This is a genomic window from Methylobacterium sp. J-078, assembly GCF_022829285.1.
GTDB lineage: Bacteria > Pseudomonadota > Alphaproteobacteria > Rhizobiales > Beijerinckiaceae > Methylobacterium.
Map to the genome: position 1 here is coordinate 40,333 of NZ_JAKSYI010000110.1, position 25,656 is coordinate 65,988.

Below are 25,656 nucleotides of genomic sequence, written 5' to 3' on the forward strand. Positions count from 1 at the left end.
CGGCGGGTCGCGATGACGGGAGGCCGAGCCCTCCGGCAAACAGCTCTGCAAAGCGTGCAGGGCTGCGATACCCTCTCGGAATGGCAACCGGCGTGCCAGCCCGGGAACCCGTGAAACTTTTTCTTAAATACCTGAAAACAGAATGGTTTTTTCCGTGATGCCGGCACTCTCCCGAACCCGCTTGGCGAAATTCCGGACGTGGGGCCGGAAATCCGTCCGGGAATTCGCAGCGGCTTGCGGCGCATGAGGCCGCTGGCCCCATCCGATGCGCTGCGCCGTGTGCGGGCGCATGTGCCCGACCGGCAGAGCCTGTTCTTCCTGGCGAGCCTCGCCGCAATCCTGCTCGCGGCCTGGGCGGCCGGACGGGTCGCCGCGCGCTGGGCCATGGAGGACCTCCAGCGCACCGCGCAGGCGGCCCTCGCCCTCCAGGTCGGGGCGCTCGGCGCCGAGATGCAGAAGCAGACCTCCCTGCCGCTGGCGCTGGCGGCCGACCCCGAGATCGCCGCGGCGGCGCAGGGTACGTCCGACGCCGGTCTCGTCGCCCGCGTGAACCGGCGCCTCGCCGAGGTGGCCAACGCCACGGGCTCGGCCGTGATCTACGTGATCCGCCCAGATGGGATCACCGTGGCGGCGAGCAACGCGGAATCTCCGGGCAGCTTCCTCGGCCGCGACTACGCGTTCCGGCCCTACTTCCGGGAAGCCATGCGGGACGGGGCGGGCTCGCAATTCGCCCTCGGCACCGTGAGCGGGCGCGCCGGCCTCTACCTGTCCCGCCGCATCGGCGCCGCCGGCGGCGTGGTCGTGGTCAAGATCGAATTCGACGCCGTCGAGGCGGGCTGGCGCGCGGCCGAGGACGCGGTCTTCGTCACCGATGCGCGCGGCATCGTCCTCGTGGCGAGCGACCCGGCCTGGCGCTTCACCACCCTCCGGCAGATCGGCGACGCCGAGCGCCGCCGCATCCGCGAGGCGCTGGATTTCGGCGACGCGCCCCTCGGGCCCGTGCCGCTCCATCCCGTCCCGGGCAGCGAGGAATTGGCGCGGGCGGGCCGGGGCGCGCAGCCCGCCCGCGTGGTCCTGCGCCTCGACGCGCCGATCCCCGGCACCGGCTGGCGGCTCCACACCCTGACGCCCCTCGGCGGCACGGTGGAGCGCGAGCGGGTCCAGGCCTGGATCATCGCCGGCCTCCTCACGGGCCTCGCCTGCCTCGGCCTCGGCGCGCTGGCGGGCCGCGGCCGGCGCAACCGCGAACGCCTCGTGCGGGCCTCCGCGCAGCGGGACGCCCTGGAGGCCCGGGTGCGGGAGCGGACCCTGGAACTCACCGACGCCAACCGGCTCCTGCGCCTCGAGATCGAGGAGCGCCAGCGGGCGGAGGCCGAGCGCGAGCGCCTCGGCCGCGAACTCGCTCAAGCCGGGCGCCTCGCGGCTTTGGGCCAGTTCGCCGCCAGCATGGCCCACGAGATCAACCAGCCGCTGGCCGCCATCCGCTCCTACGCCGACAACGCCGCCATCCTGGTCCGGCGCGGCCGGGGCGAAGAGGCGGCGGAGAACGCCGTCGCCATCGGCCGGCTCACCGACCGCATCGGCGGGCTCACGCGCCAGCTCAAGGGCTTCGCCCGGCGCGCCTCGGCCAAGCGCGAGCCCGTGGCGCTGGCCGGGATCCTGCGCAACAGCCTGGAACTGGTGGAGGCGCGGGCCGCGTCCGCCGGTCTGCGCCTCGCCGTGGAGCCCGGCGCCCCCGACCTGGCGGTGCTGGGCGACGGGCCGCGCCTGGAGCAGGTGGTGGTGAACCTGCTCCAGAACGCCCTCGATGCCGTGGCGGGCCGCCCCGGGGCGCGGGTCGGCCTGCGGATGCGCGAGGCCGAGCCCGGCCGCATCGCCGTGGAGGTCCACGACAACGGGCCCGGCATGCCCGAGGCGGTGCGGGCGCAGGTGTTCGACGCCTTCTTCACCACCAAGTCGGACGGGCTCGGCCTCGGACTCGCCATCGCCCGCGGAATCGTCGAGGATTGCGGCGGAAGCCTCACCGCCCTGGACGATCCGGCGGGGGGCACGATCTTCCGCATGGATCTGGCGAAGGCCCCGGCACAAGGGGCCGCCGAGACGGGCGGACCGGCGGCTGCGCCGGTGGAGGAAGCGACGTGAGCGAGACAGGGGCAGGGCCGTCCTCGGCCGAACGGGTCGTCTTCATCGACGACGAGGCGGAGGTGTGCCGGGCCAACCGGCAGAGCCTGGAACTCGACGGCTACCGGGTTGAGACCTTCGGGGCCGCCGCACCCGCCCTGACGGCGATCCTGGCCGATCCGCCCGGCCTCGTGATCACCGACGTGCGCCTGCCAGACCTCGACGGGAACGCCCTGTTCGCGCGCCTGCGGGCCATCGACCCGGAACTGCCCGTGATCCTGATCACCGGCCACGGCGACATCCGCATGGCGGTGGCGGCGATGCGCGACGGTGCCTACGACTTCCTGGCTAAGCCCTACCCGGCCGAGGCCCTGCTCGCCTCGGCCCGGCGCGCCCTCGACCGGCGCCGCCTCGTTCTGGAGAACCGCCGCCTGCGCGCCCGCCTCGACGCGGCTCTGGAGGAGGACCCGGCCTTCCTCGGCGTCTCCCCCGAGATCGTGCGCCTGCGCAAGCTCGTGCGCGAGGTGGCCCAGGCCGATGTCGACGTCCTCGTCTTCGGCGAGACCGGCTCGGGCAAGGAGGTGGTGGCGAGCGCCCTCCACCGCTGGAGCCGGCGGGCGAAGCGCAACTTCGTGGCGATGAATTGCGGCGCGCTGCCCGACAGCGTGGTGGAGAGCGAATTGTTCGGCCACGAGGCCGGCGCCTTCACGGGGGCCCTGAAGCGGCGCGTCGGCCGCATCGAGCACGCGCAGGGCGGTACGCTGTTCCTCGACGAGATCGAGAGCATGCCGCTCGGCCTCCAGGTGAAGATCCTGCGCGTGCTCCAGGAGCGGGTGGTGGAGCCGCTGGGGAGCAACGACATCCTGCCCATCGACATGCGCGTGGTGGCGGCCACCAAGGTGGATCTCGGCCAGGCGGCGGCGCAGGGCACCTTCCGGGACGACCTCTACCACCGGCTCAACGTGATCACGATCGCCATCCCGCCCCTGCGCGACCGGCGCGAGGACGTGATGCTGCTGTTCCAGGAGTTCCTGCGCCGCGCCTCGGCGCGCTTCAAGCGCGAGGTCCCGGCGGTGAGCGCGCACGCCATGGACCACCTGCGCCGGCACGACTGGCCGGGCAACGTGCGCGAACTCGGCCACTTCGCCGAACGCTACGCCCTCGGGCTCGGGCAGTCGGACTTCTCGGCGCCGGACCCCGTGGCCGCTGGAACGCTCGCCGAGCAGGTCGACCGCTTCGAGCGCGGGCTGATCCGGGAGGAGCTCATCGTGGCCGCCGGCGACGTGCGGCTCGCCGCCGAATCCCTCGGCACCCCGCGCAAGACCCTCTACGACAAGATCGCCCGCCACGGCCTGACGCCGACGGATTACCGCTGATCCAAGGTCGGTGTCGTGGCAGCGCTCAGGCCGCCGCCGGGCCGGGTACGGACAGCCCGATCTTCAGGTCTTTTATTCGCCAAGCGTAGCGCGCCAGCCGGGAGCGGTGGGGCGCGAAGGCGGCGGCGAACGTCGTGGTGTCGTCGCAGCCCGTCAGCCGGCGCAGGGACCCGACCGCGGCGACGTCGCCCACCGGCCAGATATCGGGGTCGCCGTAATGGAAGATGCCGATCATGTCGGCGGTCCAGGGCCCGACACCCTTAATCCGGCACAGGATGGCGGAGCGCTCGGCATGGGACATCGTGGCGAGGCCGTCATCGAGATGTCCCGCCGCCTCGGCCGCGCGGATGGCCTGGAGCGCCCGGACCTTGTTGCCCGAGAGGCCACAGGCCCGTAAGCGATCCGTGTGTTCGGGAACGAAGAGGTCGCGCGGCACAAGCCCACGTCCGGCGGCAGCACCCTCGATCCGGGCCCAGATCGCGTTGGCGGCGCGGATGGAAAGTTGCTGGTTCACGACCTCGACACAGAGGCGCGCGGCGACCTCGATGTGGATCGGGGGCTCGATCGTCAGGGGACCGACCGCCGCGATGGCTTCGGCCAGGGGCGGGGAAACGCGCGCCGCGATGGCCAGAACGTGGTAATGCGAGTGGTCAGGATCGTGCACGGTGTCGCCCCGCGCATGCCGAGCGGGTGCCCGGCCCCGTGGGGCCGGGCGTCGGGTCCGCCTTAGCGGTCGCGGCGCTCGCGACGCTCCATGCGCTCCTCGCGGCGCTCCATGCGGTCCTCGCGACGGTCCGGATCGACGCCGAGGACACCGCCGACCGTGCCGGTCGCCGCACCCACGGCACCGCCGACGATGCCGCCCACAGGGCCGGCGGCGCGGTTGCCGTCCTCGGCGCCACGCTCGGCGCCACGCAGGGTGCCCTGCGCCTGGGCGGTGCCCGAGAGGGCGACGGGGGTGAGGATGAGGGCGGCGGCGATGATGATGTTTTTCATGAAATGACTTCCTTTATCTCGTGAAATCACGCCCGGCAGGCCGGGCAGGCATGCCGGGTCAACGGCCGAGCGCCGGAAAGGTCCCATCGCGGATGGATTTCGTCGCCCGCGGGCTTGCGCCCACCCCGGCCGCTTGCACCGGGCCACGCAAGCGGACAGGCTCCGGCCTCGTAGCAACGGGGGCGACGCGATGCGCGGAATCTCGGCCATTGCGGGGCTCATCCTCCTGATCTGCGGACCGGCCCGTGCGGCGGAAGCGACCGACTCCCGGACCCCGATCGATTCCTGGGCACAGATGCGGTCCGCCCTGGTCGGGTGCTGGACCGTTCCGGCCGGGACCGAAGGCTCCGTCATGGCGTTCCGGTTCCTGCTGGCGCCGAACGGGGGCCTGCGTGGTCCGCCGCGCATCATGGCGCGGATCCTCAAGGGCGACGAGGCCGCGCGCCGGGCCTACGAGGCCTCCGCCTACGCGGCCCTCGACCGCTGCCTGCCCTTCGACCTGACGCCGCACTTCAAGGCGATCATGGGCGAGACCCTGGTGCAACTGCGCTTCGTCAATACGCCGCGCGAACCGGCCCTGAACCTCGGCTCGGCGATCACCATCTTCGCCGAGGAAGCGCAAAGGCCATGAGGCGACTCCGCGTCGGCAGGCATCCGATCGGTCGAGGGCCAGTTTTTAACCGGTCCAGTTAAAGTATTGAATCGTTGATCTGCGAATAGACCTTCGCCATGGTCGCCGCCGATGCGACCGGGCCCAGTCACGCACACGCGAATCCGTTCCGGCCCGTCCGCGACCACGCGGGCCGGCGCCGCCCTGGCGGAGATCCGGCCCCTGGTGCCGTTCTTCTGCCTCTACGTCTCGTTCGGTGCCACCCTCGGCTTCCTGTCCGGCGCCGTGCCGCTGATCCTGCGGGCGCAGGGGTTGGATCTGACGGAAGTCGGCCTGCTGCAGCTCATCAACCTGCCGGTCGGCCTCACCTTCCTGTGGGCGCTCGCCCTCGACCGCGTTCGCTTGCCGGTCCTGCCGCATCGGACGGGCTGGATCGCGGCCGCGCAGGCCGTGACCATCGGGCTGCTCTGCCTGCTGTCGCTGGGCGCGCATTGGCCCCTGGCGGCGCTGCTCGGAATCGCCATCGCGGCCTGCGCGGGCAGCGCCACCATGGACATCGCCCTGGAGGCCCTGGTGGTCGAGACCGTGTTGGCGGAGCGGCGCGCCTTCATGGCCTCGGCCAAGCTCTGTGGTGCCTCCCTGGGGGGCATCCTCGGCGTGGGGGTTCTGGTCGGCGCCTACGAGATCTTGGGCTGGCGCAACGCCGTCCTGGCCTGCGCGGCACTCGACCTCGCCTGCCTCCTGCCGATCCTGCGCTACCCGGAGGCGCGCCTGCGGGGTTCGAGCGCGCGCGACCGGGCGCCGGAGCGCCTCTCCGGGGCCCTGTCCCGCCTGCGCACCCTCGTGCCCCGCATCCTGGCGCTCGGGGCCTACTTCGCCGCGGCCTATCTCATTTCCGGTCCCAACACCCTGGCGCTCCTCGACCTCGGGGTGAGCCTGCCGCAGGTCGGCTTCCTCACCGGTACCGTGCTGCCGGCCGTGAACCTCGTCATGGCCCTGGTGGCGGGCGGCCTCGCCGCGCGCTTCGGCACCCTCCGGCTGATCGCGGCGGGCGGCCTCGGCGTGCTCGCCACGGGTGGCCTGATGGCGGCGGCCTGTGCCGCCGAGGCGGCCTGGCTCGCCGTCGCCGCCACCGTCCTGAACTTCCTCTGCGGAGGCATTCTCGGGGTGCCGGTCTTCCGGATGATCTACACCTGGGCCCAGGGGCCGCGCCCGGCCACGGACTACGCCCTGCTGTTCGGGGCGGCCTTCTTCGCCGCGATGCCCCTGCGGGTCGCCGCACCGGCCATCGCGGGCGGCCTCGGCTGGCCGGGCTACTTCGCCGCCGCCCTGCCGGTCTACGCCCTCGCGGTCGCTTGGCTCGCGGTCACGATCGCCCGCACGAGGCCGGAATCGGGGGCGGCGCCATGATGCCCGACGTCATGATCGCCGAGGTCGCCGCCCGGGTGCCGGACTCCCTCGGCGCCTACCGGGGCAGCGTCGCGGTCGGCCCCGGCGGACCCGGGGCGCGGTCCCTGACCGCCCTGCGGGACCCGGCCGCGTTCGACGCCACCCTCGCGGCCTTCGGCGCCGGCTTCGGGGTGGTCGACCGCCGCATCCTCGTCTCGTACTGGAGCCAGTTCTACTTCGCCGCGCTGGCGACCCCGGCGCTGACCGCCCTGGTGTGCCTCGGCCGCGCCCTGCCGCTCGCCTTCGAGACCACCAGCCTGGAACTCGACGATGCCGGCCGGCCCGCCCGCCTGCTCGTTGCGGCCGACGCGGCGCAGGCGCCCTGTGGCGTCGCCCCCGGCCTCGGCGGCCTCGTCGCGGCGCACCTCGCCCCCTTCGTGGCCCTGTGCCACGGCCAGTGCGGGCTCGCCCCCCGGGTGCTGTGGGGGAACGCCGCCGTGATCCTCGACCACGTGGCGGGGGAACTCGGAGCAGGGAAACTTGGGATGGAACTCGGCCGGGACGCCCCGGCCTGCGCCGAGATCGCCGCTTGTCTGGGCCGTGGCGCGCCGCCGTGCGGGCCGGGCGTGATGCCCTTGGCCCGGGCACTCTGCCCGGGGGCGGGGGGCTGCCGCCGGCGCCGGGTCTGCTGCCTGCGGTCCGGCCTGCCGGGCGTGCCGTCCTGCGGGGCCCTCTGCCCGCGCGAATGCGGCGCCGGCGCGGGCTGAGGCGCCGGAACCAGGCCGGATGCCGGAACTTGGTCCGGTAAGGCGGCCGATCGGCCGGCTCGGAGGATCCCCCATGTCGAGCGATACGGACACTCACCGCGACCTCATGGCCGCGCTCAAGGCGGCGGCCGGGCAGGGCGGCGACGCCTTCGAACAGGCCACGATCCGGGCCTTCGAGCACGTCTTCGCCCATCTCGAGCGCCTCAACGCCCACGTCTCCCAGGGCGGCCCCGACGGCGAGGACCGCCCCCTTGCGGCGGGGGAATCCGCTACCCTGCGGTAGGGACCCCCGCCGGGCGAGCGCGGAGCGGTTCGCCCGCGCTCACGCCTCCTGGCGGGCGGCCTCGCGCACCGGCAGGGTCCAGTTCGGACGCACGTAGTGGCAGGTGTATCCGTCCGGGCGCCGCTCTAGGTAGTCCTGGTGTTCGGGCTCGGCCTCCCAGAACGGACCCTCCGGCGCCACCTCGGTGACCACCTTGCCGGGCCAGAGGCCGGAGGCGTTCACGTCCGCGATGGTGTCCTCGGCGACCCGGCGCTGGGTCTCGTTGGTGTAGTAGATCGCCGAGCGGTAGCTCAGGCCCCGGTCGTTGCCCTGGCGGTTCGGCGTGGTCGGGTCGTGGATCTGGAAGAAGAACTCCAGGATGCGCCGGTAGCTCGTCTGCGCCGGGTCGAACAGGATCTCGATACCTTCCGCGTGAGTGCCGTGGTTCCGGTAGGTGGCGTTGGGCACGTCGCCGCCGGTATAGCCGACGCGGGTTGCGACCACGCCCGGCTGGCGCCGGATCAGGTCCTGCATGCCCCAGAAGCAGCCGCCCGCGAGGATCGCCTTCTCGTTGCTCATGGTCTTCGGTCTCCTTTGGGCAAACCCGGCGCGCGGGTCGAGCCCGTCCGATCTGTCCGCCTCAGATAGGCATCGCCGAGCCGTCCTCCCACCGCCTGCGCCGCGATGGCGCGCGGATTTCGCCGGTCTCATACTGGTGCCGGTTGAATCGTTCGGGTTCTGGCGCGGGTTCCCTCTCCTTCGGGAGAGGGACAGGGTGAGGTGTGTGACCTCTCCGGAGACGGACTACACCTCACCCCAACCCTCTCCTTTCAGGAGAGGGCGCGCGTTGCGTGCAAGTAGACCGAAGCCATTACCCGGTCATCGTCTCAGCCCGGACCGAGACGCGGCAGCCAGGCGGCGAGGGCCAGCAGGCTCGCCAGGAGCACCGGCGGGGTGAGGACGAGGCCGACCCGCATGTAACGGCTCAAGGTGATGCGCTGGCCCTTGGCCGCCAGCACGTGCAGCCAGAGCAGGGTGGCGAGGCTGCCGATCGGCGTGAATTTCGGGCCGAGGTCGCAGCCGATCACGTTGGCGTAGATCATGAGTTCGCGGGTCTGCGCCGGCAGGTCCGGGGCCTGCTGGATCGCCAGGGCGCCGATCAGCACGCTCGGCATGTTGTTCATCACCGAGGACAGGAGCGCGGCGGCAAAGCCCGTGCCGAGGGTGGCGGTCCAGGGCCCGAACTGGCTGAGCCGGACAAGCCCCCCGGCGAGCCAATCGGTCAGGCCGGCGTTCCGCAGGCCGTAGACCACGAGGTACATGCCGAGGCTGAACAGCACGATCTGCCAGGGCGCCCCGGCCAGCACACGGCGGACCGGGATGACCCGCCCCCGCAGGGCGAGGCCAAGAAGGAGGGCCGCGCCCGCGCCCGTGACGACCGAGACCGGCACCCCGAGGGGCGCGGTGAGCACGTAGGCCGCCAGCAGGGCCCCCAGCAGCGGGAACGCCGCCCGGAACACGGCCCCGTCGCGGATCGCCGCGCGGGGCTCCTCCAGGGTCTGCACCGCATAGGTCGCCGGCAGGTCGCGCCGGTAGAACAGCCACAGCACCACGAGGGTAGCGGCCAGGGAGGCGAGGTTCACCGGCCCCATCACGGCGGCGTAGCGCGCGAAGCTCAACCCGAAGAGGTTGGCCGAGACGATGTTGACGAGGTTGGAGATCACGAGCGGCAGGGAACCCGAATCCGCCACGAAGCCACAGGCGACGATGAAGGCCATCGCGGCCTCGGGCCGGAACTCCAGCCGCAGCAGGATCGCCAGGACAATCGGTGTCAGCAGCAGGGCCGCCCCGTCATTGGCGAACAGGGCCGCGATCGCCGCCCCGAGCAGGATCACCAGCGGAAACAGCCGGCGGCCGCGCCCGCCGCCCCAGCGGGCCACGTGCAGGGCCGCCCATTGGAAGAACCCGGCCTCGTCGAGGAGCAGCGAGATCAGGATCAGCGCCACGAAGGTGAGGGTGGCGTCCCAGACGATGTGCCAGACCACGGGCACGTCGGCGGGCTGGATCACCCCCGTGGCCAGCGCCACACCGGCTCCAGCCAGCGCGCTCCACCCGATCCCGAGCCCCCTCGGCTGCCAGATGACGAACAGGAGGGTGACGAGAAAGATGGCGAGGGCGAGCATCGGGCGGGTTTCGTCTTCTCGGGGGCGGGGGAGGCTCAGGGGCCGGTGACGCGGTGCCCGTGCGCGTCCACGACAGGCTCACCGTCTTGCCTGGCGAAGGCGCCCCGCTGGGGCGGCAGCAGATCCAGCACGGCCTCGGACGGGCGGCACAGGCGCACGCCCCTGGGCGTGACCACCAGCGGCCGGTTGAGCAGGATCGGGTGGGCGGCGATCGCGTCGAGCCGGTCGGCATCCGTCAGCGACGGATCGCCGAGGTTTAACTCCGCGTAGGGCGTGCCCTTCTCGCGCAACACGTCGCGGACCGTGAGGCCGGCGCGGTCGAGCAGGGACACCAGCAGCGCCCGCGCGGGCGGGGTCTTCAGGTACTCGATCACGTGCGGCTCGAGGCCGGCGTTCCGGATCATCGCCAGGGTGTTGCGGGACGTGCCGCAGGCCGGATTGTGGTAGATCACGACGTCGAACGCCGCGGGGGCGATCGGGGACGGTTCAGTCATGGCTTCGGTCTCCGGCTCCGGCGGGGGAACAGCAGGCCGTCAGGGCCTCGACTGCCGGGGCACAGACCTCCGGCCGCCCCTGGCAGCAATCGCGCATCAGGAATTCGATGAGGCCCGACAGGGCCGGGTAGGCCGCGCTGTAGCGGATCGAGCGCCCGTCCCGCCGGGACTGGATCAGCCCGGCATGGGCGAGCTCCTTGGCGTGGAACGACAGGTTGGTGCCGGACACGCCCACCGACCCCGCCAGCACGCCGGCCGACAGGCCCTCCGGCCCGGCGGTGACCAGGGCGCGCACGATGCGCAGGCGGTGCTCCTGGCCCAGGGCCGCGAAGGCCGCGACGGCTTGCCGTTCGTCGATCATCGATGCAATATCTCAACTCTTGTTGAAATGTACCGGAGTTCGACGCCGTGGACAAGCCGCCCCCGCCCTTCACCGACGGATTGCCGAACCTGAGCCCGGCGCATTTCGTGGTGCCGACGAGCCGGGATCTCGGCCTCGACGAGGGGTTCGCGCACCCGCCGCGTTTCCTCATCCTGTACGGTTCCCTGCGCCCGCGCTCGTTCAGCCGGTTCCTCGCCCACGAGGCCGCGCGGCTCCTCACCGCGATGGGCGGCGAGGTGCGGATCTTCGACGCCGACGGCCTGCCCCTGCCCGACGACGCGCCCGCCGAGCACCCGAAGGTGCAGGCGTTGCGGCAGCTCTCGCTCTGGTCGGAGGGTCAGGTCTGGGTCTCACCCGAGCGCCACGGCACCCTCACGGGGGTGATGAAGGCCCAGATCGACTGGCTGCCCTTGAGCGAGGGCAGCGTGCGCCCGACCCAGGGGCGCACCCTCGCGGTGATGCAGGTCTCCGGCGGCTCGCAGAGCTTCAACGCCGTCAACGCTCTGCGGGTGCTCGGCCGATGGATGCGGATGATCACCATCCCGAACCAGTCCTCGGTGCCGATGGCCTACCAGGAGTTCGACGCGGACGGACGGATGCGGCCGGGGCCGCTCTACGACCGGGTGGTAGACGTGTGCGAGGAGCTGATGCGTTTCACCCTGCTGACCCGGGAGCGGGCCGACCGGCTGGTCGACCGCTACAGTGAGCGCAAGGAGCGCGAACCCGAGCGGCTGAAGGCTGTGGCGGCCGAGATCGGCTTCACCCGCAGCGACGGGTCGGGGGTTCAGGCGTCGACCTTCGCCGCCGTCGCGGATTCGGCGGCCGCGCCGGGGTCCGGTTCGGGGAGCGCGTAGGCCGCCGCGATGCGCGAGAATTCGGGCGTTCGCAGGTATCCGTAGGACTTGTGGTGGTTCGGCTCTCCGTCCGGGCGGCGGTAGACGTTCGCGACCCGCCGGTCCGCGAGGGCGATCCCGGCGGCGCTCGCCGCGTAGTCCGCGCCGAGTTCCCCCATGATCGCCACCACGTCCTCGCCGTCCGCGAGGTTCGTCCAGGCCGAGACGTTGTCCGGCACGCGCAGGACGCCGTGCTCGGCCTCGAACTTGAGCTTCACCTTGGCGAGCCCCAGGGGGGCCGCGGCCGTGACGAGGTGGTCGATCCGCAGGCCGGGCTCCTCCCGCTCCAGCAGGCGCAGCACGTCGTAGGCGATGACCGCGCCCATGGAATGCGCGACGAGCAGGATGCGGCGGTCCCGGAACGCGCGCAGGCGCTCGGCCAGGCGGGCGCGGACCCGGCGGGCGAAGTCCTGCTCGGCATGGTAGTGCCAGAGGTCGTCGAAGCGGTATTCCAGGATGGCGTCGTCCACGAGGGTGACTCCGGTCGCCTCCTCGAGGGTGTCGATTCCCGCATAGACGGGGGCGAGCACGTCGTTGGCGGTCAGGCTCGGTGCCGTCTCGCCCTCGGGGAGCGGGCCCGTGCCGGCCTCGGGGCGGTAGGGCTCGCGGTTGCCGTCCTCCGAGAGGGGCGCGTCGTAGCGCAGGTCGGCCCAATAGACGAAATCGAAGCGGAACGCCGGATCGGCGAGGCCGGCGTTGCGGGCCATGCCCTCGGCGATGGCCGCCTTCCACCAGCGCGTCTTCTCGTCCGCCGGCGGCTTGTTGGCCAGGCCGTGGATGCCGATGACGATGCCGCCGCGCTCCGGGGGGCCGGAGGATTCCCGTCGAAGGTCGCGCGCCGTTCCGTCCACCGCATCCCGCACGTCGCTGCGCCCGCACGGGGCCGATCCGTCACCGAACGCGGCACCCCCGGATTCGGATGCGTCGCCCGGGGTGGCCACGGAGCCGCAGGCCGGCGTCGCGGCCCTACGTGCCCGCTTCGCGCCCCGCTGCCTCGGCCTGCGCGGCGTAGGCCCGGATGATCCCCGCCAGCAAACCCGGGAAGCGGGCTTCCACCTCCTCCCAGCGCGCATGGTTGCGCATCTCGACGCCGTGGCGCTCGCTGCGGATCAAGCCGGCCTCGCGCAGCACCTTGAAGTGGTTCGACAGGGACGAACGCGGGATCACCCGGTCCCCCAGGGCGGCGACCGCCGAGCAGGCCTCGACGTAGCCCGCGCGCATGATGCTGGCGAAGATCGCGGCGCGGTTCGGGTCCGAAAGGGCGTGCAGGATCGCCTCCGGCCGGACGTCCTCGATCGCGGGATGGAACAGGGGCCTCATCTTTTCGTCACATGGGGTCTTGATCCGTACGCCCATAGTTCTGAATTACCGAACTATGGGACTAAGGCGACCACCCCGGGGCCGTCCCGCAGCGGAGTTTAGCACACATGTCGAAGCTTCAGGGCAAAGTCGCCGTCGTCACGGGCGCCTCGAAGGGCATCGGGGCCGGCATCGCCAGGGCGCTGGCGCGGGAGGGCGCCGCGGTGGTGGTCAACTATGTGCAGAGCCGGGCCGGGGCGGACGCCGTGGTCGAGGTCATCACGACCGAAGGCGGCCGGGCCGTCGCGGTCCAGGCCGACGTCACCGACGCGGAGCAGGCGCAGGCGCTGATCGCGGCGGCCGTCGCGCAGTTCGGGCGCCTCGACGTCCTCGTCAACAACTCGGGCGTCTACGAATTCGCCGCCCTCGAGGAGATCACGGAGGCGCATTACCGCCGGCTCTTCGACGTCAACGTTCTCGGCGTCCTTCAGGCGAGCCGGGCGGCGGCCCGGCACCTCGGGGAGGGCGGCAGCATCGTCAACATCTCCTCGGCCATCACGCACGTCCACACGCCGACCGCCGCGGTCTACGCGGGCACCAAGGGCGCCCTGAACGCGATCTCGGGCGTTCTCGCCAACGAATTGGCGCCGCGCCGCATCCGGGTGAACGTGGTCAGCCCCGGCTACGTGGTGACGGAGGGCACCCACACCGCCGGCATCGTCGGTTCCGAGATGGAGACCGGGCTCGTCGCGCAGACGCCCCTCGGCCGCGCCGGCCGGCCCGACGACATCGCCGAGGTCGTCGCCTTCCTCGCCTCCGACGAGGCCCGCTGGCTGACGGGCGAGAACATCACCGCCAGCGGCGGCATCCGCTGAAGGCGCGGCGCCGGCGTCAGAGCGCCCGGAGGTCGGCGGCGAAGCGGCGGCCGTTGCCGACGTAGCTCTCGGCCGTGCGGGCGAGCCTGGCGGCGGCCTCCGGGTCAAGGGTGCGGGCCACCCGGGCGGGTGCGCCCACGATCAGGCTGTTGTCGGGAAACGCCTTGCCCTCCGTCACCAGGGCGTTGGCGCCGATCAGGCAGTTGCGGCCGATGCGGGCGCCGTTGAGGATGGTGGCGCCCATGCCCACCAGGGTCCCGTCCCCGATGGTGCAGCCGTGCACGATAGCGCGGTGGCCGATCGTGACGTCCGCGCCGATTTCCAGGGGAAAGCCGGGGTCGGCGTGCAGCACGGCCCCGTCCTGGACGTTGGTACGCACGCCGATCCGGATGGTGTCGTTGTCTCCCCGGATCACGGCCCCGAACCAGACCGACACGTCGAGGCCGAGATGGACCTGCCCGATCACGTGCGCGCCGGGGGCGATCCAGAGGCGGGCGGCGTCGGCGATCTGCGGTTCGTGGGCCCCGAGGGCGTAGAGGGTCATGGCGCGTCCTTGCGGGGTCGGGGGCCGGGCGGCCTCAGGTGCCGGTCCAGGCGGCGGGGCGCTTGGCGAGGAAGGCCGCCACCCCCTCGGCGAAGTCGTCGCTGCCATAGCATTCCGCGATGAGGTCCGTCGCCTCGGCGGCGGAATCGCGCTCCAGGCGGCGCAGCATCGCGCGGGTCACCCGCATGGTCACGGGGGCGTGGCCGAGCAGGCGCTCGCAGACCGCCGCCACCTCGGCGTCGAGGCGCCCCGTCTCCACCACGGCGGCGAGGTAGCCCAGCGGCGCCAGGGTCTCGGCGGTGGGCATCTCGGCCAGCAGCATCATCCGGGTGACGAGGCCCTGGCCCAGGGTCGCGGTCAGCCGGCGCAGGTTGGCCGGCGAGAGGCAGTTGCCGAGGGTGCGCGCGATGGGCACGCCGAAGCGGGCTCCGGCCTCGGCGATGCGCAGGTCGCACGCATTGGCGATGGCGAGGCCGCCCCCCACCGCCCAGCCCTCGATGACCGCCACGGTCGGCACCCGGCAGCGCTCCAGTCCGGCGACGTAGCCCTCGATCCGAGCCTCGTAGGCGACGCCGTCCGCCCCCGTGAAGCCGACGAACTGCTCGATGTCGGTGCCGGCCACGAAGGCCTTGCCGCCGGCGCCCCGCAGCACCGCCACCCGCACGGCGGGGTCGGCCTCGATCCGCACCAGCGCGTCCGCCAGGGCGTCGTACATCGCAAAGGTGAGCGCGTTGCGGGCGGCCGGGCGGTCGAAGGTCAGGTGGGCGACGCCGCCCGCGACGCGGTAGCGGACGGCGCCGTCGTCGATCGGGGCGCTCATGCGGCGAAGGCCCCCTCCGCGCGCAGGCGCTCCACGGCCTCGTCCGAGAGGCCGAGTTCGCTCAGGATCTCGTCGGCGTGCTCGCCGAGCAGGGGCGCGTGCCGGCGCACCCGGGCGGGCGTGCCCGAGAGCTTCACCGGAAAGCCGATGTTCGGCACGCTGCCCTCGATGGGGTGGGGCACCTCGATGCGCATCTCGCGGTGGCGGCCATGCGGGCTCTCGAAGGCCTCCGGGTAGGTGTTCATGCGTCCGGCCGGAATGCCGGCGGCGAGGAGTTCCGTGACCCAGGTCTCCGCATCCTTGGCGGCAAAGCTCGTCTCCAGCTCCGCGATCAGGGCCTCGCGGTGGCGAAGGCGCCCGGCGATGTCGCGGAAGCGCGGGTCCGAAAACAGGTCCTCGCGGCCGAGCACGTCGCAGAGCAGGCGCCAGAGCTTCGCGTTCGTCGCCCCCATCACGAAGTAGCCGTCCGCCGCTCGCACGGCCTGGTAGGGTGCGCTCATCCGGTTGGCGGTCCCCAGCGGCTCCGGAACCTGGCCGGTGCCCCAGTACTCGCACGTGTCCCAGATCGAGAAGGCGAGCGCCGAATCGAACAGCGAGGCGTCGATGTACTGGCCCGCGCCGCTGGTCTGCCGGCCGATATAGGCGCTGAGGATGCCGTAGACCGCGAACAGCGCGCAGCCGATATCGGCGACGGGCACGCCGGCCTTCACCGGCGGCCCGCCGGGATGGCCGGTGACGCTCATTACGCCGGACATGGCCTGCGCCATGAGGTCGTAGCCCGGGCGCTTGGCCCAGGGGCCGGTCTGGCCGAAGCCCGAGATGCTGGCGTAGATCAAGCCCGGATTGCGTGCCCGCATCGCCTCGTAGCCGAGGCCGAGGCGCGCCATCACGCCGGGGCGGTAGTTCTCGACAACGATGTCGGCGGTCTCGGCCATGTCGAGGAGGAGGTCGCGCCCGGCCGGGCTCTTCAAATTCAGGGCGAGGCTGCGCTTGTTCCGGTTCATGTTGAGGAAGCCCATGCTGTCGGGCCCCTTCATCTTGAACCCCATGGCGCCCCGGGTCTGGTCACCGGTGCCGGGCGGTTCGATCTTGATCACGTCCGCCCCGAGATCGGCCAGCAGCATGCTGCAGACCGGCCCCGCCATCACCTGCGTGACGTCGAGGACGCGCAGGCCCGAGAGGGGGAGGGGACGGGATGTGTCGTGCACGGGTTCGTCCATCGTGCTCAGGTCCTGTGTGTTGCTGTGCCGTCGAACGGGTAGGCTGGTCGCGTCGATGGGTTGAGGTGTCCCGCCACGCCTCGTGCGCAACCCCTCGCCCCGCTTGCGGGGAGAGGGCCGCGACGACCCTGTCGTCGACGCGGCAAGGCGGCAGCCGAGGGTGAGGGGGCTTCGTCGGAAGAGGCTCGTCCGGAGGCGCCCCCTCACCCTCGCTCCGCTCGTCACAGGCACGACGGGGTGCCTGTGACCCTCTCCCCGCGCGCGGGGAGAGGGGGATGCGCTTTGGTCTCGGCGCGAAACCGGCGCCGTCAGGCGCGGTTCACTCCGCCGGTACGGCCCGGCCGAGCGGCACCTCCGGCTCCTCCACGAAGGGCCGCTCGGGGTGCATGGTGAAGGCGAGGCCGGCGCCGAGCAGGCAGAGGCCGATGGAGCCGACGAAGGGCAGGGTCCACGAGCCCGTGGCATCGACGATCATGCCGAAGACGATCGGCGAGATGATCGCCGCCACCGCCGAGCCGGTGTTCATCAGGCCCGAAGCGGTGCCAGAGTATTTCGGCGCGATGTCCATGGGCACCGACCAGATCGGGCCGATCACCAGTTCGGCGAAGAAGAACCCTGAGCTGAGCAGCAGCGCCACCAGGGTGAGGTCGCGGGTGAAGAACACCCCCGTGAGGCTCGCCGCCGCCCCGAGGAAGCCGACCACGATGACGCTGAGCCGGGCGAGCTTGAGGTCGCCGGTCTTCTTGAGGATGCGGTCGCTGAACACGCCGCCGAGCGTATCGCCGACGACGCCGGCGAAGAACACGCCCGAGGCGAACAGGGCCGAGTTCTTCAGATCGAGACCGTAATTGAGCTTGAAGAAGCTCGGCAGCCAGCCGAGGAACAGCCACAGGGTCCAGCCGTAGCAGAAATAGGTCAGCGTCACCGGCAGCATCCGCCGGGTCAGGCGGCCCCAGGGCACGCTCTGCTTGGCGCCGACCTTGCTCGCCGTCGGCAGCACCGCGAGTTCCTCCGGGGTGATCGCCGGGTGATCTTTCGGGTCGTCGCGAAAATAAGCGTACCAGACCACGACCCAGGCGAAGCTCGCCACGCCCAGGATGACGAAGCCGAGGCGCCAGCCGACCTGGTAGATCAGGAAGGCGACGATCGGCGGGGCCACCGCGTTACCGAAACGCGCGAAGGCGTGGGTGATGCCCTGCGCGAAGCCGCGCTTGCCCGGCGCCGTCCAGTTCTGCATGGCCCGGGTGGCGGTGGGGAAGGTCGCGCCCTCGCCGAAGCCCAGCAGCACGCGGGCGAGGAACAGGCTGACGAGCCCGCCCACGAACCCGGTGAGGATCGTGGCCGAGGCCCAGATCAGGCCGCAGACGAGGAGGGTGCGGCGCGCCCCGAACTTGTCGCCCACCGAACCGCCGATGACCTGGAAGATCGCGTAGGGATAGGCGAAGGCGGACAGGATCAGACCGAACTGCGTGTTCGTCATCCCGAGATCTTTCATGATCTCGCCGCCCGCCGTCGCGATGTTCACCCGGTCGAGATAGGTGACGAAGTACATCAAGCAGAGCAGGAACAGGACCATGTTCGACGCGGACACGCGTCTCTTGGCTGGCGTCATCGGGGTTTCCTCCGGTTGAACGCTTGCCCCCCGCCCGATCTGATCGCCGGGCTGTTTTATGGGGGTGCGTGGGGGTGGTGTGATGAGGGCGTCGGGTCTTCGTCTCTCCGAGGGGGTCGCCTTCGGCACTCCGTCATCCTGGGGCCGCGCAGCGGAGCCCGGGATCCAGAACCGCAGGTCTCATCGCGTCCGGCACCGTCGGCGGATCTGCATTTCGGGCTCGCCTTCGGCGCCCCGGAATGACCGTCTGTCAGACCCCGATCTGTCGGGTCCGCCGGAGGTGGCTCCTCAATCGTCCAGCCCGGACCGCAGGGCGTCCATGGCTGCCAGAACGCCGCCGCGGGCATGCGGCACGCCGCCGGCCTTCAGGCCCATCTCGACGCCCGACAGGGCGGCCATCAGCGTGAGGTCGTTGGTCTCGCCGAGATGGCCGATGCGGAAGACCTTGCCGGCGACCTTGGCGAGGCCGGTACCCAGCGACAGGTCGTACTTGTCCAGGATGAGATTGCGCAGGGCGTCGGCGTCGTGGCCCTCCGGCATCACCACGGCGGTGAGCACGGGCGAGTACTCGGACGCCTCCTGGCAGAGCACTTCGAGGCCCCAGGCCTCGACGGCGGCGCGGGTGGCGGCGGCCAGGCGCTGGTGGCGGGCGAAGACCTGCGGCAGACCCTCCTCAAGCAGCATGGCGATGGCCTCGCGCAGGCCGTAGAGCAGGTTGGTCGCCGGCGTATAGGGGAAGTAACCGGCGGCGTTCGGCTTGAGCATGTCCTGCCAGTCCCAGTAGGAGCGCGGCAGGGTCGCGGTCTTCGTGGCGGCGAGCGCCTTGTCCGAGAGCGCGACGAGGCCGAGGCCGGGGGGCAGCATCAGGCCCTTCTGCGAGCAGCTCACCGAGACGTCGACGCCCCAGTCGTCGTGGGCGTACTCGGCCGAGCCGAGGCCCGATATGGTGTCGACGAGGAACAGGGCAGGGTGGTTGGCCCGGTCGATGGCCCGGCGGATCTCCGCGATCCGGCTCGTGGCCCCCGTCGAGGTCTCGTTGTGCACCACCATCACGGCCTTGATCGACTTGGTGCGGTCCTCGGCGAGGATCGCCTCGACCCGGGCCGGGTCGACGCCCCGGCGCCAGTCGCCCGGCACGAACTCGACCTCGATCCCCCAGCGCGCCGCCATGCTCCGCCACAGGGTGGCGAAGTGGCCGGTCTCGAACATCAGCACTCGGTCGCCGGCCGAGAGCGTGTTGACGATGGCGGCCTCCCAGGCCCCCGTGCCGGAGCCCGGATAGAGGATCACCGGCGCCTTGGTCTGGAACACCGTCTGCGCGCCCTCCAGCACTGCCCGTCCGAGCTTGGCGAAGTCGGCGCCGCGATGGTCGATCACCGGCATGTCCATGGCGCGCAGCACGCGCTCGGGCACCGGGCTCGGCCCCGGAATGTGCAGGAAGTGGCGTCCGGTGCGTGTCGTCATCGTGGCCTCGCGGGCATTCGGAATGGGATGCATCGCCGCCGGGCGACGCCGCGATCGTCGGCGATACGATGCGTGATCGGGTTGGGCGACCAAAAATTTGCATTCATTTTTGGATGATGCAAGCATTATTCTGCGCGCGATCACCCTCGACCCCAGGGGTTCGGACTGGTAAAGGCGGAACGATGATGCTTGATGCCGGGATGGAATCCGCGATCGACGCCGGCGCCGCGATCGCGCCGCATGATGCAGTGCCGAGTGCAACGGGCGCTGCAACGCTGCACGGCACTCTGCTGGCGCAGCTGCGCGACTACGTCGTCGAGGGCAATCTTGCCCCCGGCGCCCGGGTGCCGGAGCGCCTGCTCTGCGAGCGCTTCGGCATTTCCCGTACCCCCTTGCGCGAAGCCCTCAAGGTGCTGGCTTCGGAGGGACTGATCGATCTCCTGCCAAACCGGGGGGCCCGGGTTCGCCAGCTCGGCCACGACGAGATGGTGGCGCTGTTCGACGTGATGGGCGGCCTCGAGGCCCTGGCCGGCCGCCTCGCCTGCGAGAAGATCACCGAGGAGGCCTACGCCGAGATCGAGCGCCTGCACCACGCCATGTACGCGTCGTATCTGCGCCGCGACCTGCATGGCTACTTCGCGGCCAACCAGGGCATCCACGACCGGATCGTGGCGGCGGCCGACAACGCGCCGCTGGCGGCGACCTACGCCAACTTCGCCGGGCGCCTGCGCCGGGTGCGCTACGCGGCCAACCTCGACAAGGACCGCGACCGCTGGGGCGAGGCCATGCGCGAGCACGAGGAGATCCTCGACGCCCTGCGCCGCCGGGCCGGCCCGGAACTCAGCGACATCCTGTTTCGCCACCTGCGCAACAAGCGCCGCGCCGCGGCCACGCAGGAGAGTGCGGCGGCCGGCGCCTGAGCCGGCCGCATGCTCAAGCCCATCTCAGTGCTGTCCGGACAGGCGCGTCGCCTCGGCGCGGATAACCTCCGCCGCCCGCAGGATGCCGGCCTCGTCTACCTCGAGATGGGTGGTGGCGCGGATCTGGTGCGCGCCGATCGCCCGGACCCGAACCCCTTGATCGAGACAGGCTTTCGCGAACGTGGAGGCCATCACCCCGAGGGGCTCCACCGAGAAGCACAGGATGTTGGACTGGGCCGCGCCGGCCGGGATGGCGAGGCCGGGTGCATCCGCGATCCGGTCGCGCAGGAGGGCCGCGTGGGCGTTGTCGCGGCCGAGCTGGTCGATGTGGTGGTCGAGGGCGTAGAGCCCCGCCGCAGCCAGGATGCCGGATTGGCGCATGGCCCCGCCGAGGCGGTACTTCCAGCGCCAGGCCTCGGTGATGAAGTCCTGGCGCCCGCACAGGACGGCCCCGACCGGGCAGCCGAGGCCCTTGCTGAGGTCGATCCAGGCACTGTTGAAGCCCTCCGCGTAGTCCCTGGCGGCGATTCCGGTGGCCGCCACCGCGTTGAGGAGCCGGGCGCCGTCGATATGCGCCCGCAGGCCGCGCGCGTGGGCGATGTCGCGGATCCGCCGCATGTCGGGAAGCGCCCAGACCGACCCGCCGGAGAAGCTCGTCGTCTGCTCGATCGACACGAGGGCCGAGCGGGGCGCCGTGCGGGCGGACGGGCGGATCGCGTCCGCGAAGGCCTCCGGCGTGTAGACGCCCGCCAGGGTCTTCAGGGCCGTGACGGAGACCCCCCCGATGGCGGCCGAGCCCGCGGCCTCGGTGTTGTAGATGTGGGACTGGTCGTCGACGATGATCTCGTCGCCCGGCCGGGTCTGGACCAGGATCGCCACCAGGTTGCACATCGTGCCGGAGGGCATGAAAACCCCGGCCTCCTGCCCGAGCAGGTCCGCCACCCGGGCGCAGAGCGCGAGGGTCGTGGGGTCCGAATCCGACTGTTCATCCCCGACTTCGGCCCGCGCCATGGCGGCCCGCATCCCCTCGGTCGGCCGCGTCTGGGTGTCGCTGAACAGATCGATCATCGTGCGGGCCCATCTGTATACAAAATATCGGCGCCATCTTAGCTCTGAGCGGCCTGTCCGCCAGCCCATCCGGCTTAAATCGACACCCTATTCGAGGACGATGAAGCATGACCGCCACGGCTGAGCCATCGACCACGCCCCGCGAGGCCAACCCTACGCCCCGCGCGGCGACCCGTCAGAACGCTGGGCTCGCCCGCCGGCTGGCCGAGGCTCTTCAGGGCGAAGCCCGCTTCGACGCCTTCACCCGCGGACGCTACGCCACCGACGCCTCGATCTACCAGATCATGCCGGCCGGCGTGGTCCTGCCGCGCTCGGCGGCCGACATCGCCGCGACGCTGAAGATCGCGGCCGAGCACGACGTACCCGTCATCATGCGCGGCGGCGGCACCTCGCAGAACGGCCAGCCGATCGGGCACGGCCTCGTGGTCGATTGCTCGCGCCACTTCAACGGCATCACCGCCTACGACCCCGAGGGCGGCACCGTCACGGTCGAGCCCGGGATGGTGCTGGAACGCCTCAACACCCGGGTGAAGGTGGAGGGCTGGTTCTTCCCCGTCGAGCCCTCGACCGCCACCCGCTGCACCATCGGCGGCATGGCGGGCAATAATTCCTGCGGCGCCCGCTCCCTCCGATTCGGCAAGATGAGCGACAACGTCCTGGCCATGCAGGCGCTGTTCCCCGATGGCACCCCCTTCGGCTTCGGTCTCACCGGCAACGACAGCAGCGGCGTCACCGGCCCGGACCGGGCCGAGCACCTCGCCGCCGCAATGCGAGCACTGGCCGAGTCGGAGCGCGACGAGATCCTGGCGCGCTTTCCCCAGGTGCAGCGGCGGGTCGGTGGCTACAACCTCGATGCCCTGATCGAGCCCCGGCCGAACCTCGCCCACCTCCTCGTCGGCTCCGAGGGGACGCTGGCGGCCACCACCGGCGTCACCCTGAAGCTGTCGCGCCTGCCCGCCCACCGGGTCATGGGCGTCTGCCACTTCCCGTCCTTCCGCTCCGCCATGGAGACCACGAAGGCGCTGGTCGACCTCGGTCCGGTGGCCGTCGAGCTCGTCGACAACAACGTCCTGGTGCTCGGGGCCGACATCCCGCTGTTCCGCACCACATTGGCGGACATCACCCGCGGCAAGCCGAACTGCCTGCTGCTGGTGGAATTCGCCGGCGACGACCGGGACGCGCTGCTGGCCGACCTCAGGCGCCTCGACGCCTGCATGAGCGACCACGGCTTCCGGAACGCCGTGGTCGAGGTGCCCGAGCCGGTCCGCCAGAAGTCGGTCTGGGAGGTGCGGGAAGCCTGCCTCAACATCATGATGTCCATGAAGGGCGACGCCAAGCCGATCTCCTTCATCGAGGATTGCGCGGTGCCCCTGGAGCATCTCGCCGACTACACCGACACGGTCACGGAGGTCTTCACTCGGCACGGCACCCGCGGCACCTGGTACGCCCACGCTTCGGTGGGCTGCCTCCACGTGCGCCCGATCCTCGACATGAAGCAGGGCGGCGACGTCGCCAAGATGCGGGCCATCGCCGAGGAGGCCAGCGCCGCCGTCCGCCGCTTCAAGGGCTCCTATTCCGGTGAACACGGCGACGGCATCTCGCGCTCGGAATACATCGCACCGATGTTCGGGGCGCGGCTCACCCGTGCCTTCGAGACCGTCAAGGACGGCTTCGACCCGAACAACCGCCTGAACCCCGGCAAGATCGTCAGGCCCCTGCGCATGGACGACCGCGCGCTGATGCGCTTCCAACCCGGCTATGCGGTGACGCAGCCCGGCACCACGGCCCTCGATTGGTCGGACTGGGGCGGGTTCGGCCCGGCTGTGGAGATGTGCAACAACAACGGCACCTGCCGAAAGCTCGCCGGCGGCGCCATGTGCCCCTCCTACCGCGTCACCAAGGACGAGCAGCACCTCACCCGGGGTCGGGCCAATTCCCTGCGTCTTGCGATCTCTGGTCAGCTCGGGCCGGACGCCTTCACCAGCCCCGAGATGAAGCGGACCCTGGATCTCTGCGTCTCGTGCAAGGCCTGCCGGCGCGAATGCCCCACCGGCGTCGACATGGCCAAGATGAAGATCGAGTTCCTGCACCATTACCACGCCCGGCACGGCCTGCCCCTGAAGGAGCGGCTGGTGGGGGCGCTGCCGCTCTACGCCGGCACGGCGGCGTGGCTCGCCCCTCTCCTCAACCTGCGCGATCGGTTGCCGGCGCTCGCCCGCCTCTCCGAGCGCGTCGCGGGCCTCTCGGCGCGCCGCACCCTGCCGCAATGGCGCCGGCCCTGGCGCGAGACCGGCGAGCCGGCGCACCCGAGCGACGTGACCGGCGACTTCCGCGACGTCGTCCTGTTCGGCGATACCTTCAACCGGGCCTTCGAGCGCGAGAACCTGGAGGCGGCCGAGCGGGTTCTGATCGCGGCGGGCTACCGCCTGCACCGGGTCTTCCCCCATCGTGGGCGCCGCCCGCTCTGCTGCGGGCGCACCTATCTCGCCTCCGGCCAGACCGATCGGGCCCGGGCGGAAGCCCGGCGGACGCTGACGGCGCTGCTGCCCTACGTGCGAGCCGGTGCGCGCATCGTCGGCCTCGAACCCTCCTGCCTGCTGACCTTCCGCGACGAGTTCGCGTCGCTGCTGCCGGGCGCCGAGGCGGCCGAGTTCGGCAAGGCGAGCTTCCTGTTCGAGGAGCTTCTGGCCATGCATCTCCAGGCGGGGCGCATCGCGCTGCCGCTAAGCGACCAGCACGGGCGGGTGGCACATCTGCACGGTCACTGCCACCAGAAGGCGTTCGCCGCGATGGGTGCGGTGGAGACGGTGCTGCGCGCGGTGCCGGGACTCGACCTGCGCGTAATCGAGTCGAGCTGCTGCGGCATGGCCGGCGCCTTCGGCTACGGCGCCGAGACCATCGACGTGTCCCTGGCGATGGCGGAGCTGTCCCTGTTTCCGGCGCTCCGCGAGGCCGGCCCCGACGATATCGTGGTGGCCGACGGCACCAGCTGCCGCCATCAGATTCACGACGGTCTGGGTCTCAATGCACGCCACGTGGCGCGGGTACTCGACGAAGCCCTGTCGTGCAGGCAGGCGTGACGGGCGGGGTCGTTCAGAACGGTCGCGGGTCCGGCGAGAACGGAGGTTGGTCCTCCCGCTTCGTCGAACCGGCGTCTTCGTCGTTCTCGGTCGTGGCTCAGTTGCTCACGGCGAGCGCGGCGCGCGTGACCGGGAGGCTCGGCGGCGTCGCATCGGCGACCTGATGGGAGGAGCGATGAGCCGTAGTTGGCACCATCCAGTCCGACGCAATTTGCACTGACAGCATCAGCACGAATGCGGCGATGAGCGCATGTGCGGCGATCCGGAAGGGCTTGGCCGCCTGCTGGACGGAACGTAGGATCTCGTCCGAGCCCTTGTTCCCGGAAACGCGTCCATCCGAGATCGGGAGCAGCCACGGCTCGCTCGGCAGTGCGTGAACGCCACCCATCTCGTGGGCGCCGGGTAGGTTCTGGAATAGTCCGCTCGACATATCCATCCTCCTGGATCGGTTGCGGCAGGCCAATCTGGCGACCGTTCGTTCATGTTCAGTTAATCTGAAAATTTGTTCATTTCAAGTTCAGGTGGGCCGCGCGCCCTCCGCACCGCCGCTCTCCAGTGCCTTCGAAGGGCCTGTCGAGAGACCGGCCCGGCCTGGATTTGGGGTCCCGATCGGGTCCCTCGGCCTCGATCGATCAGACTCTCCCATCGATTGGCTGGGTTTCTCTTGGCGTAGTGCGTCCTCGGCGGCGCGTTGCTGCGCGGGGTGGTCGTCCGCCTGTTTGGGGCCGGTCCCATGGGCCGACGCAGTCCCGGCCCTCGACTTGCGGAGTGCCGTCGCGCACGCAGGTCCGCCGCCTCCCGGTTTGGAATCGGGGGCGTAACATCCGCACGCACGGCGGAAACATGGGACGCCTACAATCCTTCGCTCCCCCAGTTCCACGAGGGCGAAACCATGAAACGCATCGTTGCCGCCGGTCTCATCAGCCTGTTCGCCATCGCCACCTGCGCGGCGGAGCCCGCGCCGGGCGGTCCGCCCAACCCGAACCCGGGAATGGCGGACGGAAATCGACCCGAAGGCCCGCGCCGGGGGCCGCCGGAGGGTGATCGCGACGGTGGTTGGCGCCGCCATCCGCCCATGCTGGGTATGAAGGGCGGTCACCTGCGTTTTCGCAAGGGCGAGACCGGGATCGACTTCAAGTGCGCGGCCGATGACAGCACGAAGGCCTGCGTCGATGCCCTGATGCCCCTCGTGGACAAACTTCTCCAGGCGCGCTGAAGCCGCCCCCGGCGTGTGTCCGCGGCTCCCTCTCGATCCCCGGGATGATGCCTGATACGCGAACG

26 protein-coding genes are annotated in these 25,656 nt (G+C 71.3%); 11 read left to right on the forward strand and 15 right to left on the reverse strand.

What is annotated here, in order from left to right; genetic code table 11:
• Nucleotides 1-243: 243 nt before the first annotated feature.
• Together MKK58_RS18100 and MKK58_RS18105 are read left to right on the forward strand one after the other, a co-directional pair.
• Nucleotides 244-2,142 carry an ATP-binding protein gene (locus MKK58_RS18100; RefSeq protein ID WP_243913533.1) on the forward strand — a complete coding sequence of 633 codons (1,899 nt, stop codon included), beginning with the start codon at nucleotides 244-246 and terminating at the stop codon, nucleotides 2,140-2,142.
• Nucleotides 2,139-3,497: a sigma-54-dependent transcriptional regulator gene (locus MKK58_RS18105; RefSeq protein WP_243913535.1), complete on the forward strand. Its 1,359-nt coding sequence runs from the start codon at nucleotides 2,139-2,141 to the stop codon at nucleotides 3,495-3,497. Before MKK58_RS18100 ends, MKK58_RS18105 begins: the two co-directional genes overlap by 4 nt.
• Before the next feature lie 25 nt (nucleotides 3,498-3,522).
• Here MKK58_RS18105 and MKK58_RS18110 read toward each other — a convergent pair whose 3' ends face one another.
• A complete protein-coding gene (locus MKK58_RS18110; RefSeq protein ID WP_243913536.1) occupies nucleotides 3,523-4,161 on the reverse strand; it encodes a DNA-3-methyladenine glycosylase family protein in 639 nt (212 codons plus the stop codon).
• Between the two features lie 62 nt (nucleotides 4,162-4,223).
• Nucleotides 4,224-4,493: a hypothetical protein gene (locus tag MKK58_RS18115; protein WP_243913537.1), complete on the reverse strand. Its 270-nt coding sequence runs from the start codon at nucleotides 4,491-4,493 to the stop codon at nucleotides 4,224-4,226.
• A 190-nt stretch (nucleotides 4,494-4,683) separates the two neighbouring features.
• Between MKK58_RS18115 and MKK58_RS18120 the strand changes: the two genes are divergently transcribed.
• From MKK58_RS18120 to MKK58_RS18135, 4 genes are all read left to right on the forward strand, one after another.
• Nucleotides 4,684-5,124, forward strand: coding sequence for a hypothetical protein (locus MKK58_RS18120; protein WP_243913538.1), 441 nt, complete (start codon nucleotides 4,684-4,686; stop codon nucleotides 5,122-5,124).
• A 111-nt stretch (nucleotides 5,125-5,235) separates the two neighbouring features.
• Complete coding sequence (locus MKK58_RS18125; RefSeq protein WP_243913539.1) at nucleotides 5,236-6,513, forward strand: MFS transporter; 1,278 nt, start codon at nucleotides 5,236-5,238, stop codon at nucleotides 6,511-6,513.
• A complete protein-coding gene (gene fhuF / locus MKK58_RS18130) occupies nucleotides 6,510-7,259 on the forward strand; it encodes a siderophore-iron reductase FhuF (protein ID WP_243913540.1) in 750 nt (249 codons plus the stop codon). Before MKK58_RS18125 ends, fhuF begins: the two co-directional genes overlap by 4 nt.
• A 73-nt stretch (nucleotides 7,260-7,332) precedes the next feature.
• Nucleotides 7,333-7,542, forward strand: coding sequence for a hypothetical protein (locus MKK58_RS18135; protein WP_243913541.1), 210 nt, complete (start codon nucleotides 7,333-7,335; stop codon nucleotides 7,540-7,542).
• Nucleotides 7,543-7,581: 39 nt separating this feature from the next.
• Here MKK58_RS18135 and msrA read toward each other — a convergent pair whose 3' ends face one another.
• From msrA to MKK58_RS18155, 4 genes are all read right to left on the reverse strand, one after another.
• Entirely contained in the window at nucleotides 7,582-8,100 is a 519-nt protein-coding gene (gene msrA, locus MKK58_RS18140) for a peptide-methionine (S)-S-oxide reductase MsrA (protein WP_243913542.1), read from the reverse strand.
• Between the two features lie 308 nt (nucleotides 8,101-8,408).
• The gene (locus tag MKK58_RS18145) at nucleotides 8,409-9,704 is read right to left on the reverse strand and encodes an arsenic transporter (RefSeq protein WP_243913544.1); all 1,296 of its coding nucleotides are present in this window, start codon (nucleotides 9,702-9,704) and stop codon (nucleotides 8,409-8,411) included.
• 35 nt (nucleotides 9,705-9,739) lie between these two features.
• Nucleotides 9,740-10,198, reverse strand: a complete 459-nt coding sequence (arsC, locus tag MKK58_RS18150; RefSeq protein WP_243913546.1) for an arsenate reductase (glutaredoxin) — start codon at nucleotides 10,196-10,198, stop codon at nucleotides 9,740-9,742.
• Complete coding sequence (locus tag MKK58_RS18155) at nucleotides 10,191-10,559, reverse strand: ArsR/SmtB family transcription factor (RefSeq protein WP_243913548.1); 369 nt, start codon at nucleotides 10,557-10,559, stop codon at nucleotides 10,191-10,193. Before MKK58_RS18155 ends, arsC begins: the two co-directional genes overlap by 8 nt.
• 47 nt (nucleotides 10,560-10,606) lie before the next feature.
• On the opposite strand from MKK58_RS18155, the gene arsH reads away from it, so the two are divergent.
• On the forward strand, nucleotides 10,607-11,434 hold the full coding sequence (gene arsH / locus MKK58_RS18160; RefSeq protein WP_313899295.1) for an arsenical resistance protein ArsH: 828 nt from the start codon (nucleotides 10,607-10,609) through the stop codon (nucleotides 11,432-11,434).
• Here the strand turns inward: arsH and MKK58_RS18165 are convergent.
• On the reverse strand, nucleotides 11,365-12,414 hold the full coding sequence (locus MKK58_RS18165; protein WP_243913549.1) for a hypothetical protein: 1,050 nt from the start codon (nucleotides 12,412-12,414) through the stop codon (nucleotides 11,365-11,367). The two genes, arsH and MKK58_RS18165, sit on opposite strands and share 70 nt — an antisense overlap.
• 25 nt (nucleotides 12,415-12,439) lie before the next feature.
• Entirely contained in the window at nucleotides 12,440-12,793 is a 354-nt protein-coding gene (locus MKK58_RS18170) for an ArsR/SmtB family transcription factor (protein WP_243913550.1), read from the reverse strand.
• 107 nt (nucleotides 12,794-12,900) lie between these two features.
• On the opposite strand from MKK58_RS18170, the gene MKK58_RS18175 reads away from it, so the two are divergent.
• Nucleotides 12,901-13,647 carry a glucose 1-dehydrogenase gene (locus MKK58_RS18175; RefSeq protein ID WP_243913551.1) on the forward strand — a complete coding sequence of 249 codons (747 nt, stop codon included), beginning with the start codon at nucleotides 12,901-12,903 and terminating at the stop codon, nucleotides 13,645-13,647.
• Between the two features lie 16 nt (nucleotides 13,648-13,663).
• Here the strand turns inward: MKK58_RS18175 and MKK58_RS18180 are convergent, their stop codons facing one another.
• The 5 genes from MKK58_RS18180 to MKK58_RS18200 all read right to left on the reverse strand — a co-directional run bounded on the left by MKK58_RS18180 (nucleotide 13,664) and on the right by MKK58_RS18200 (nucleotide 19,307).
• Nucleotides 13,664-14,191: a gamma carbonic anhydrase family protein gene (locus MKK58_RS18180; protein WP_243913552.1), complete on the reverse strand. Its 528-nt coding sequence runs from the start codon at nucleotides 14,189-14,191 to the stop codon at nucleotides 13,664-13,666.
• A 34-nt stretch (nucleotides 14,192-14,225) separates the two neighbouring features.
• Nucleotides 14,226-15,011: an enoyl-CoA hydratase gene (locus MKK58_RS18185; RefSeq protein WP_243913553.1), complete on the reverse strand. Its 786-nt coding sequence runs from the start codon at nucleotides 15,009-15,011 to the stop codon at nucleotides 14,226-14,228.
• Complete coding sequence (locus MKK58_RS18190; RefSeq protein ID WP_243913555.1) at nucleotides 15,008-16,231, reverse strand: CaiB/BaiF CoA transferase family protein; 1,224 nt, start codon at nucleotides 16,229-16,231, stop codon at nucleotides 15,008-15,010. The genes MKK58_RS18185 and MKK58_RS18190 overlap by 4 nt, the downstream gene beginning before the upstream one ends.
• 319 nt (nucleotides 16,232-16,550) lie before the next feature.
• A complete protein-coding gene (locus MKK58_RS18195) occupies nucleotides 16,551-17,843 on the reverse strand; it encodes an MFS transporter (RefSeq protein ID WP_243913557.1) in 1,293 nt (430 codons plus the stop codon).
• Between the two features lie 288 nt (nucleotides 17,844-18,131).
• Nucleotides 18,132-19,307: a pyridoxal-phosphate-dependent aminotransferase family protein gene (locus MKK58_RS18200; RefSeq protein WP_243913559.1), complete on the reverse strand. Its 1,176-nt coding sequence runs from the start codon at nucleotides 19,305-19,307 to the stop codon at nucleotides 18,132-18,134.
• Between the two features lie 182 nt (nucleotides 19,308-19,489).
• On the opposite strand from MKK58_RS18200, the gene MKK58_RS18205 reads away from it, so the two are divergent.
• Nucleotides 19,490-20,227: a GntR family transcriptional regulator gene (locus tag MKK58_RS18205; RefSeq protein ID WP_409565269.1), complete on the forward strand. Its 738-nt coding sequence runs from the start codon at nucleotides 19,490-19,492 to the stop codon at nucleotides 20,225-20,227.
• Nucleotides 20,228-20,251: 24 nt separating this feature from the next.
• Here MKK58_RS18205 and MKK58_RS18210 read toward each other — a convergent pair whose 3' ends face one another.
• Nucleotides 20,252-21,295, reverse strand: coding sequence for a threonine aldolase family protein (locus tag MKK58_RS18210; RefSeq protein ID WP_243913561.1), 1,044 nt, complete (start codon nucleotides 21,293-21,295; stop codon nucleotides 20,252-20,254).
• 107 nt (nucleotides 21,296-21,402) lie between these two features.
• On the opposite strand from MKK58_RS18210, the gene MKK58_RS18215 reads away from it, so the two are divergent.
• On the forward strand, nucleotides 21,403-24,375 hold the full coding sequence (locus MKK58_RS18215) for an FAD-binding and (Fe-S)-binding domain-containing protein (protein ID WP_243913563.1): 2,973 nt from the start codon (nucleotides 21,403-21,405) through the stop codon (nucleotides 24,373-24,375).
• A 97-nt stretch (nucleotides 24,376-24,472) separates the two neighbouring features.
• Here the strand turns inward: MKK58_RS18215 and MKK58_RS18220 are convergent, their stop codons facing one another.
• On the reverse strand, nucleotides 24,473-24,811 hold the full coding sequence (locus tag MKK58_RS18220) for a hypothetical protein (RefSeq protein ID WP_243913565.1): 339 nt from the start codon (nucleotides 24,809-24,811) through the stop codon (nucleotides 24,473-24,475).
• Nucleotides 24,812-25,267: 456 nt separating this feature from the next.
• Here MKK58_RS18220 and MKK58_RS18225 point away from each other — a divergent pair, with 456 nt between their 5' ends.
• Entirely contained in the window at nucleotides 25,268-25,591 is a 324-nt protein-coding gene (locus MKK58_RS18225) for a hypothetical protein (RefSeq protein WP_243913567.1), read from the forward strand.
• Nucleotides 25,592-25,656: the final 65 nt, after the last annotated feature.

Bases quoted from the DNA above. Each gene is read 5' to 3' on its own strand.
- MKK58_RS18100 (WP_243913533.1), top strand. From the start codon at position 244: ATGAGGCCGCTGGCCCCATCCGATGCGCTGCGCCGTGTGCGGGCGCAT.
- MKK58_RS18115 (WP_243913537.1), bottom strand. From the start codon at position 4,493: ATGAAAAACATCATCATCGCCGCCGCCCTCATCCTCACCCCCGTCGCC.
- MKK58_RS18120 (WP_243913538.1), top strand. From the start codon at position 4,684: ATGCGCGGAATCTCGGCCATTGCGGGGCTCATCCTCCTGATCTGCGGA.
- MKK58_RS18125 (WP_243913539.1), top strand. From the start codon at position 5,236: ATGCGACCGGGCCCAGTCACGCACACGCGAATCCGTTCCGGCCCGTCC.
- fhuF (WP_243913540.1), top strand. From the start codon at position 6,510: ATGATGCCCGACGTCATGATCGCCGAGGTCGCCGCCCGGGTGCCGGAC.
- MKK58_RS18135 (WP_243913541.1), top strand. From the start codon at position 7,333: ATGTCGAGCGATACGGACACTCACCGCGACCTCATGGCCGCGCTCAAG.
- msrA (WP_243913542.1), bottom strand. From the start codon at position 8,100: ATGAGCAACGAGAAGGCGATCCTCGCGGGCGGCTGCTTCTGGGGCATG.
- MKK58_RS18145 (WP_243913544.1), bottom strand. From the start codon at position 9,704: ATGCTCGCCCTCGCCATCTTTCTCGTCACCCTCCTGTTCGTCATCTGG.
- arsC (WP_243913546.1), bottom strand. From the start codon at position 10,198: ATGACTGAACCGTCCCCGATCGCCCCCGCGGCGTTCGACGTCGTGATC.
- MKK58_RS18155 (WP_243913548.1), bottom strand. From the start codon at position 10,559: ATGATCGACGAACGGCAAGCCGTCGCGGCCTTCGCGGCCCTGGGCCAG.
- MKK58_RS18170 (WP_243913550.1), bottom strand. From the start codon at position 12,793: ATGAGGCCCCTGTTCCATCCCGCGATCGAGGACGTCCGGCCGGAGGCG.
- MKK58_RS18175 (WP_243913551.1), top strand. From the start codon at position 12,901: ATGTCGAAGCTTCAGGGCAAAGTCGCCGTCGTCACGGGCGCCTCGAAG.
- MKK58_RS18180 (WP_243913552.1), bottom strand. From the start codon at position 14,191: ATGACCCTCTACGCCCTCGGGGCCCACGAACCGCAGATCGCCGACGCC.
- MKK58_RS18185 (WP_243913553.1), bottom strand. From the start codon at position 15,011: ATGAGCGCCCCGATCGACGACGGCGCCGTCCGCTACCGCGTCGCGGGC.
- MKK58_RS18190 (WP_243913555.1), bottom strand. From the start codon at position 16,231: ATGGACGAACCCGTGCACGACACATCCCGTCCCCTCCCCCTCTCGGGC.
- MKK58_RS18195 (WP_243913557.1), bottom strand. From the start codon at position 17,843: ATGACGCCAGCCAAGAGACGCGTGTCCGCGTCGAACATGGTCCTGTTC.
- MKK58_RS18200 (WP_243913559.1), bottom strand. From the start codon at position 19,307: ATGACGACACGCACCGGACGCCACTTCCTGCACATTCCGGGGCCGAGC.
- MKK58_RS18205 (WP_409565269.1), top strand. From the start codon at position 19,490: ATGATGCTTGATGCCGGGATGGAATCCGCGATCGACGCCGGCGCCGCG.
- MKK58_RS18210 (WP_243913561.1), bottom strand. From the start codon at position 21,295: ATGATCGATCTGTTCAGCGACACCCAGACGCGGCCGACCGAGGGGATG.
- MKK58_RS18215 (WP_243913563.1), top strand. From the start codon at position 21,403: ATGACCGCCACGGCTGAGCCATCGACCACGCCCCGCGAGGCCAACCCT.
- MKK58_RS18220 (WP_243913565.1), bottom strand. From the start codon at position 24,811: ATGGATATGTCGAGCGGACTATTCCAGAACCTACCCGGCGCCCACGAG.
- MKK58_RS18225 (WP_243913567.1), top strand. From the start codon at position 25,268: ATGAAACGCATCGTTGCCGCCGGTCTCATCAGCCTGTTCGCCATCGCC.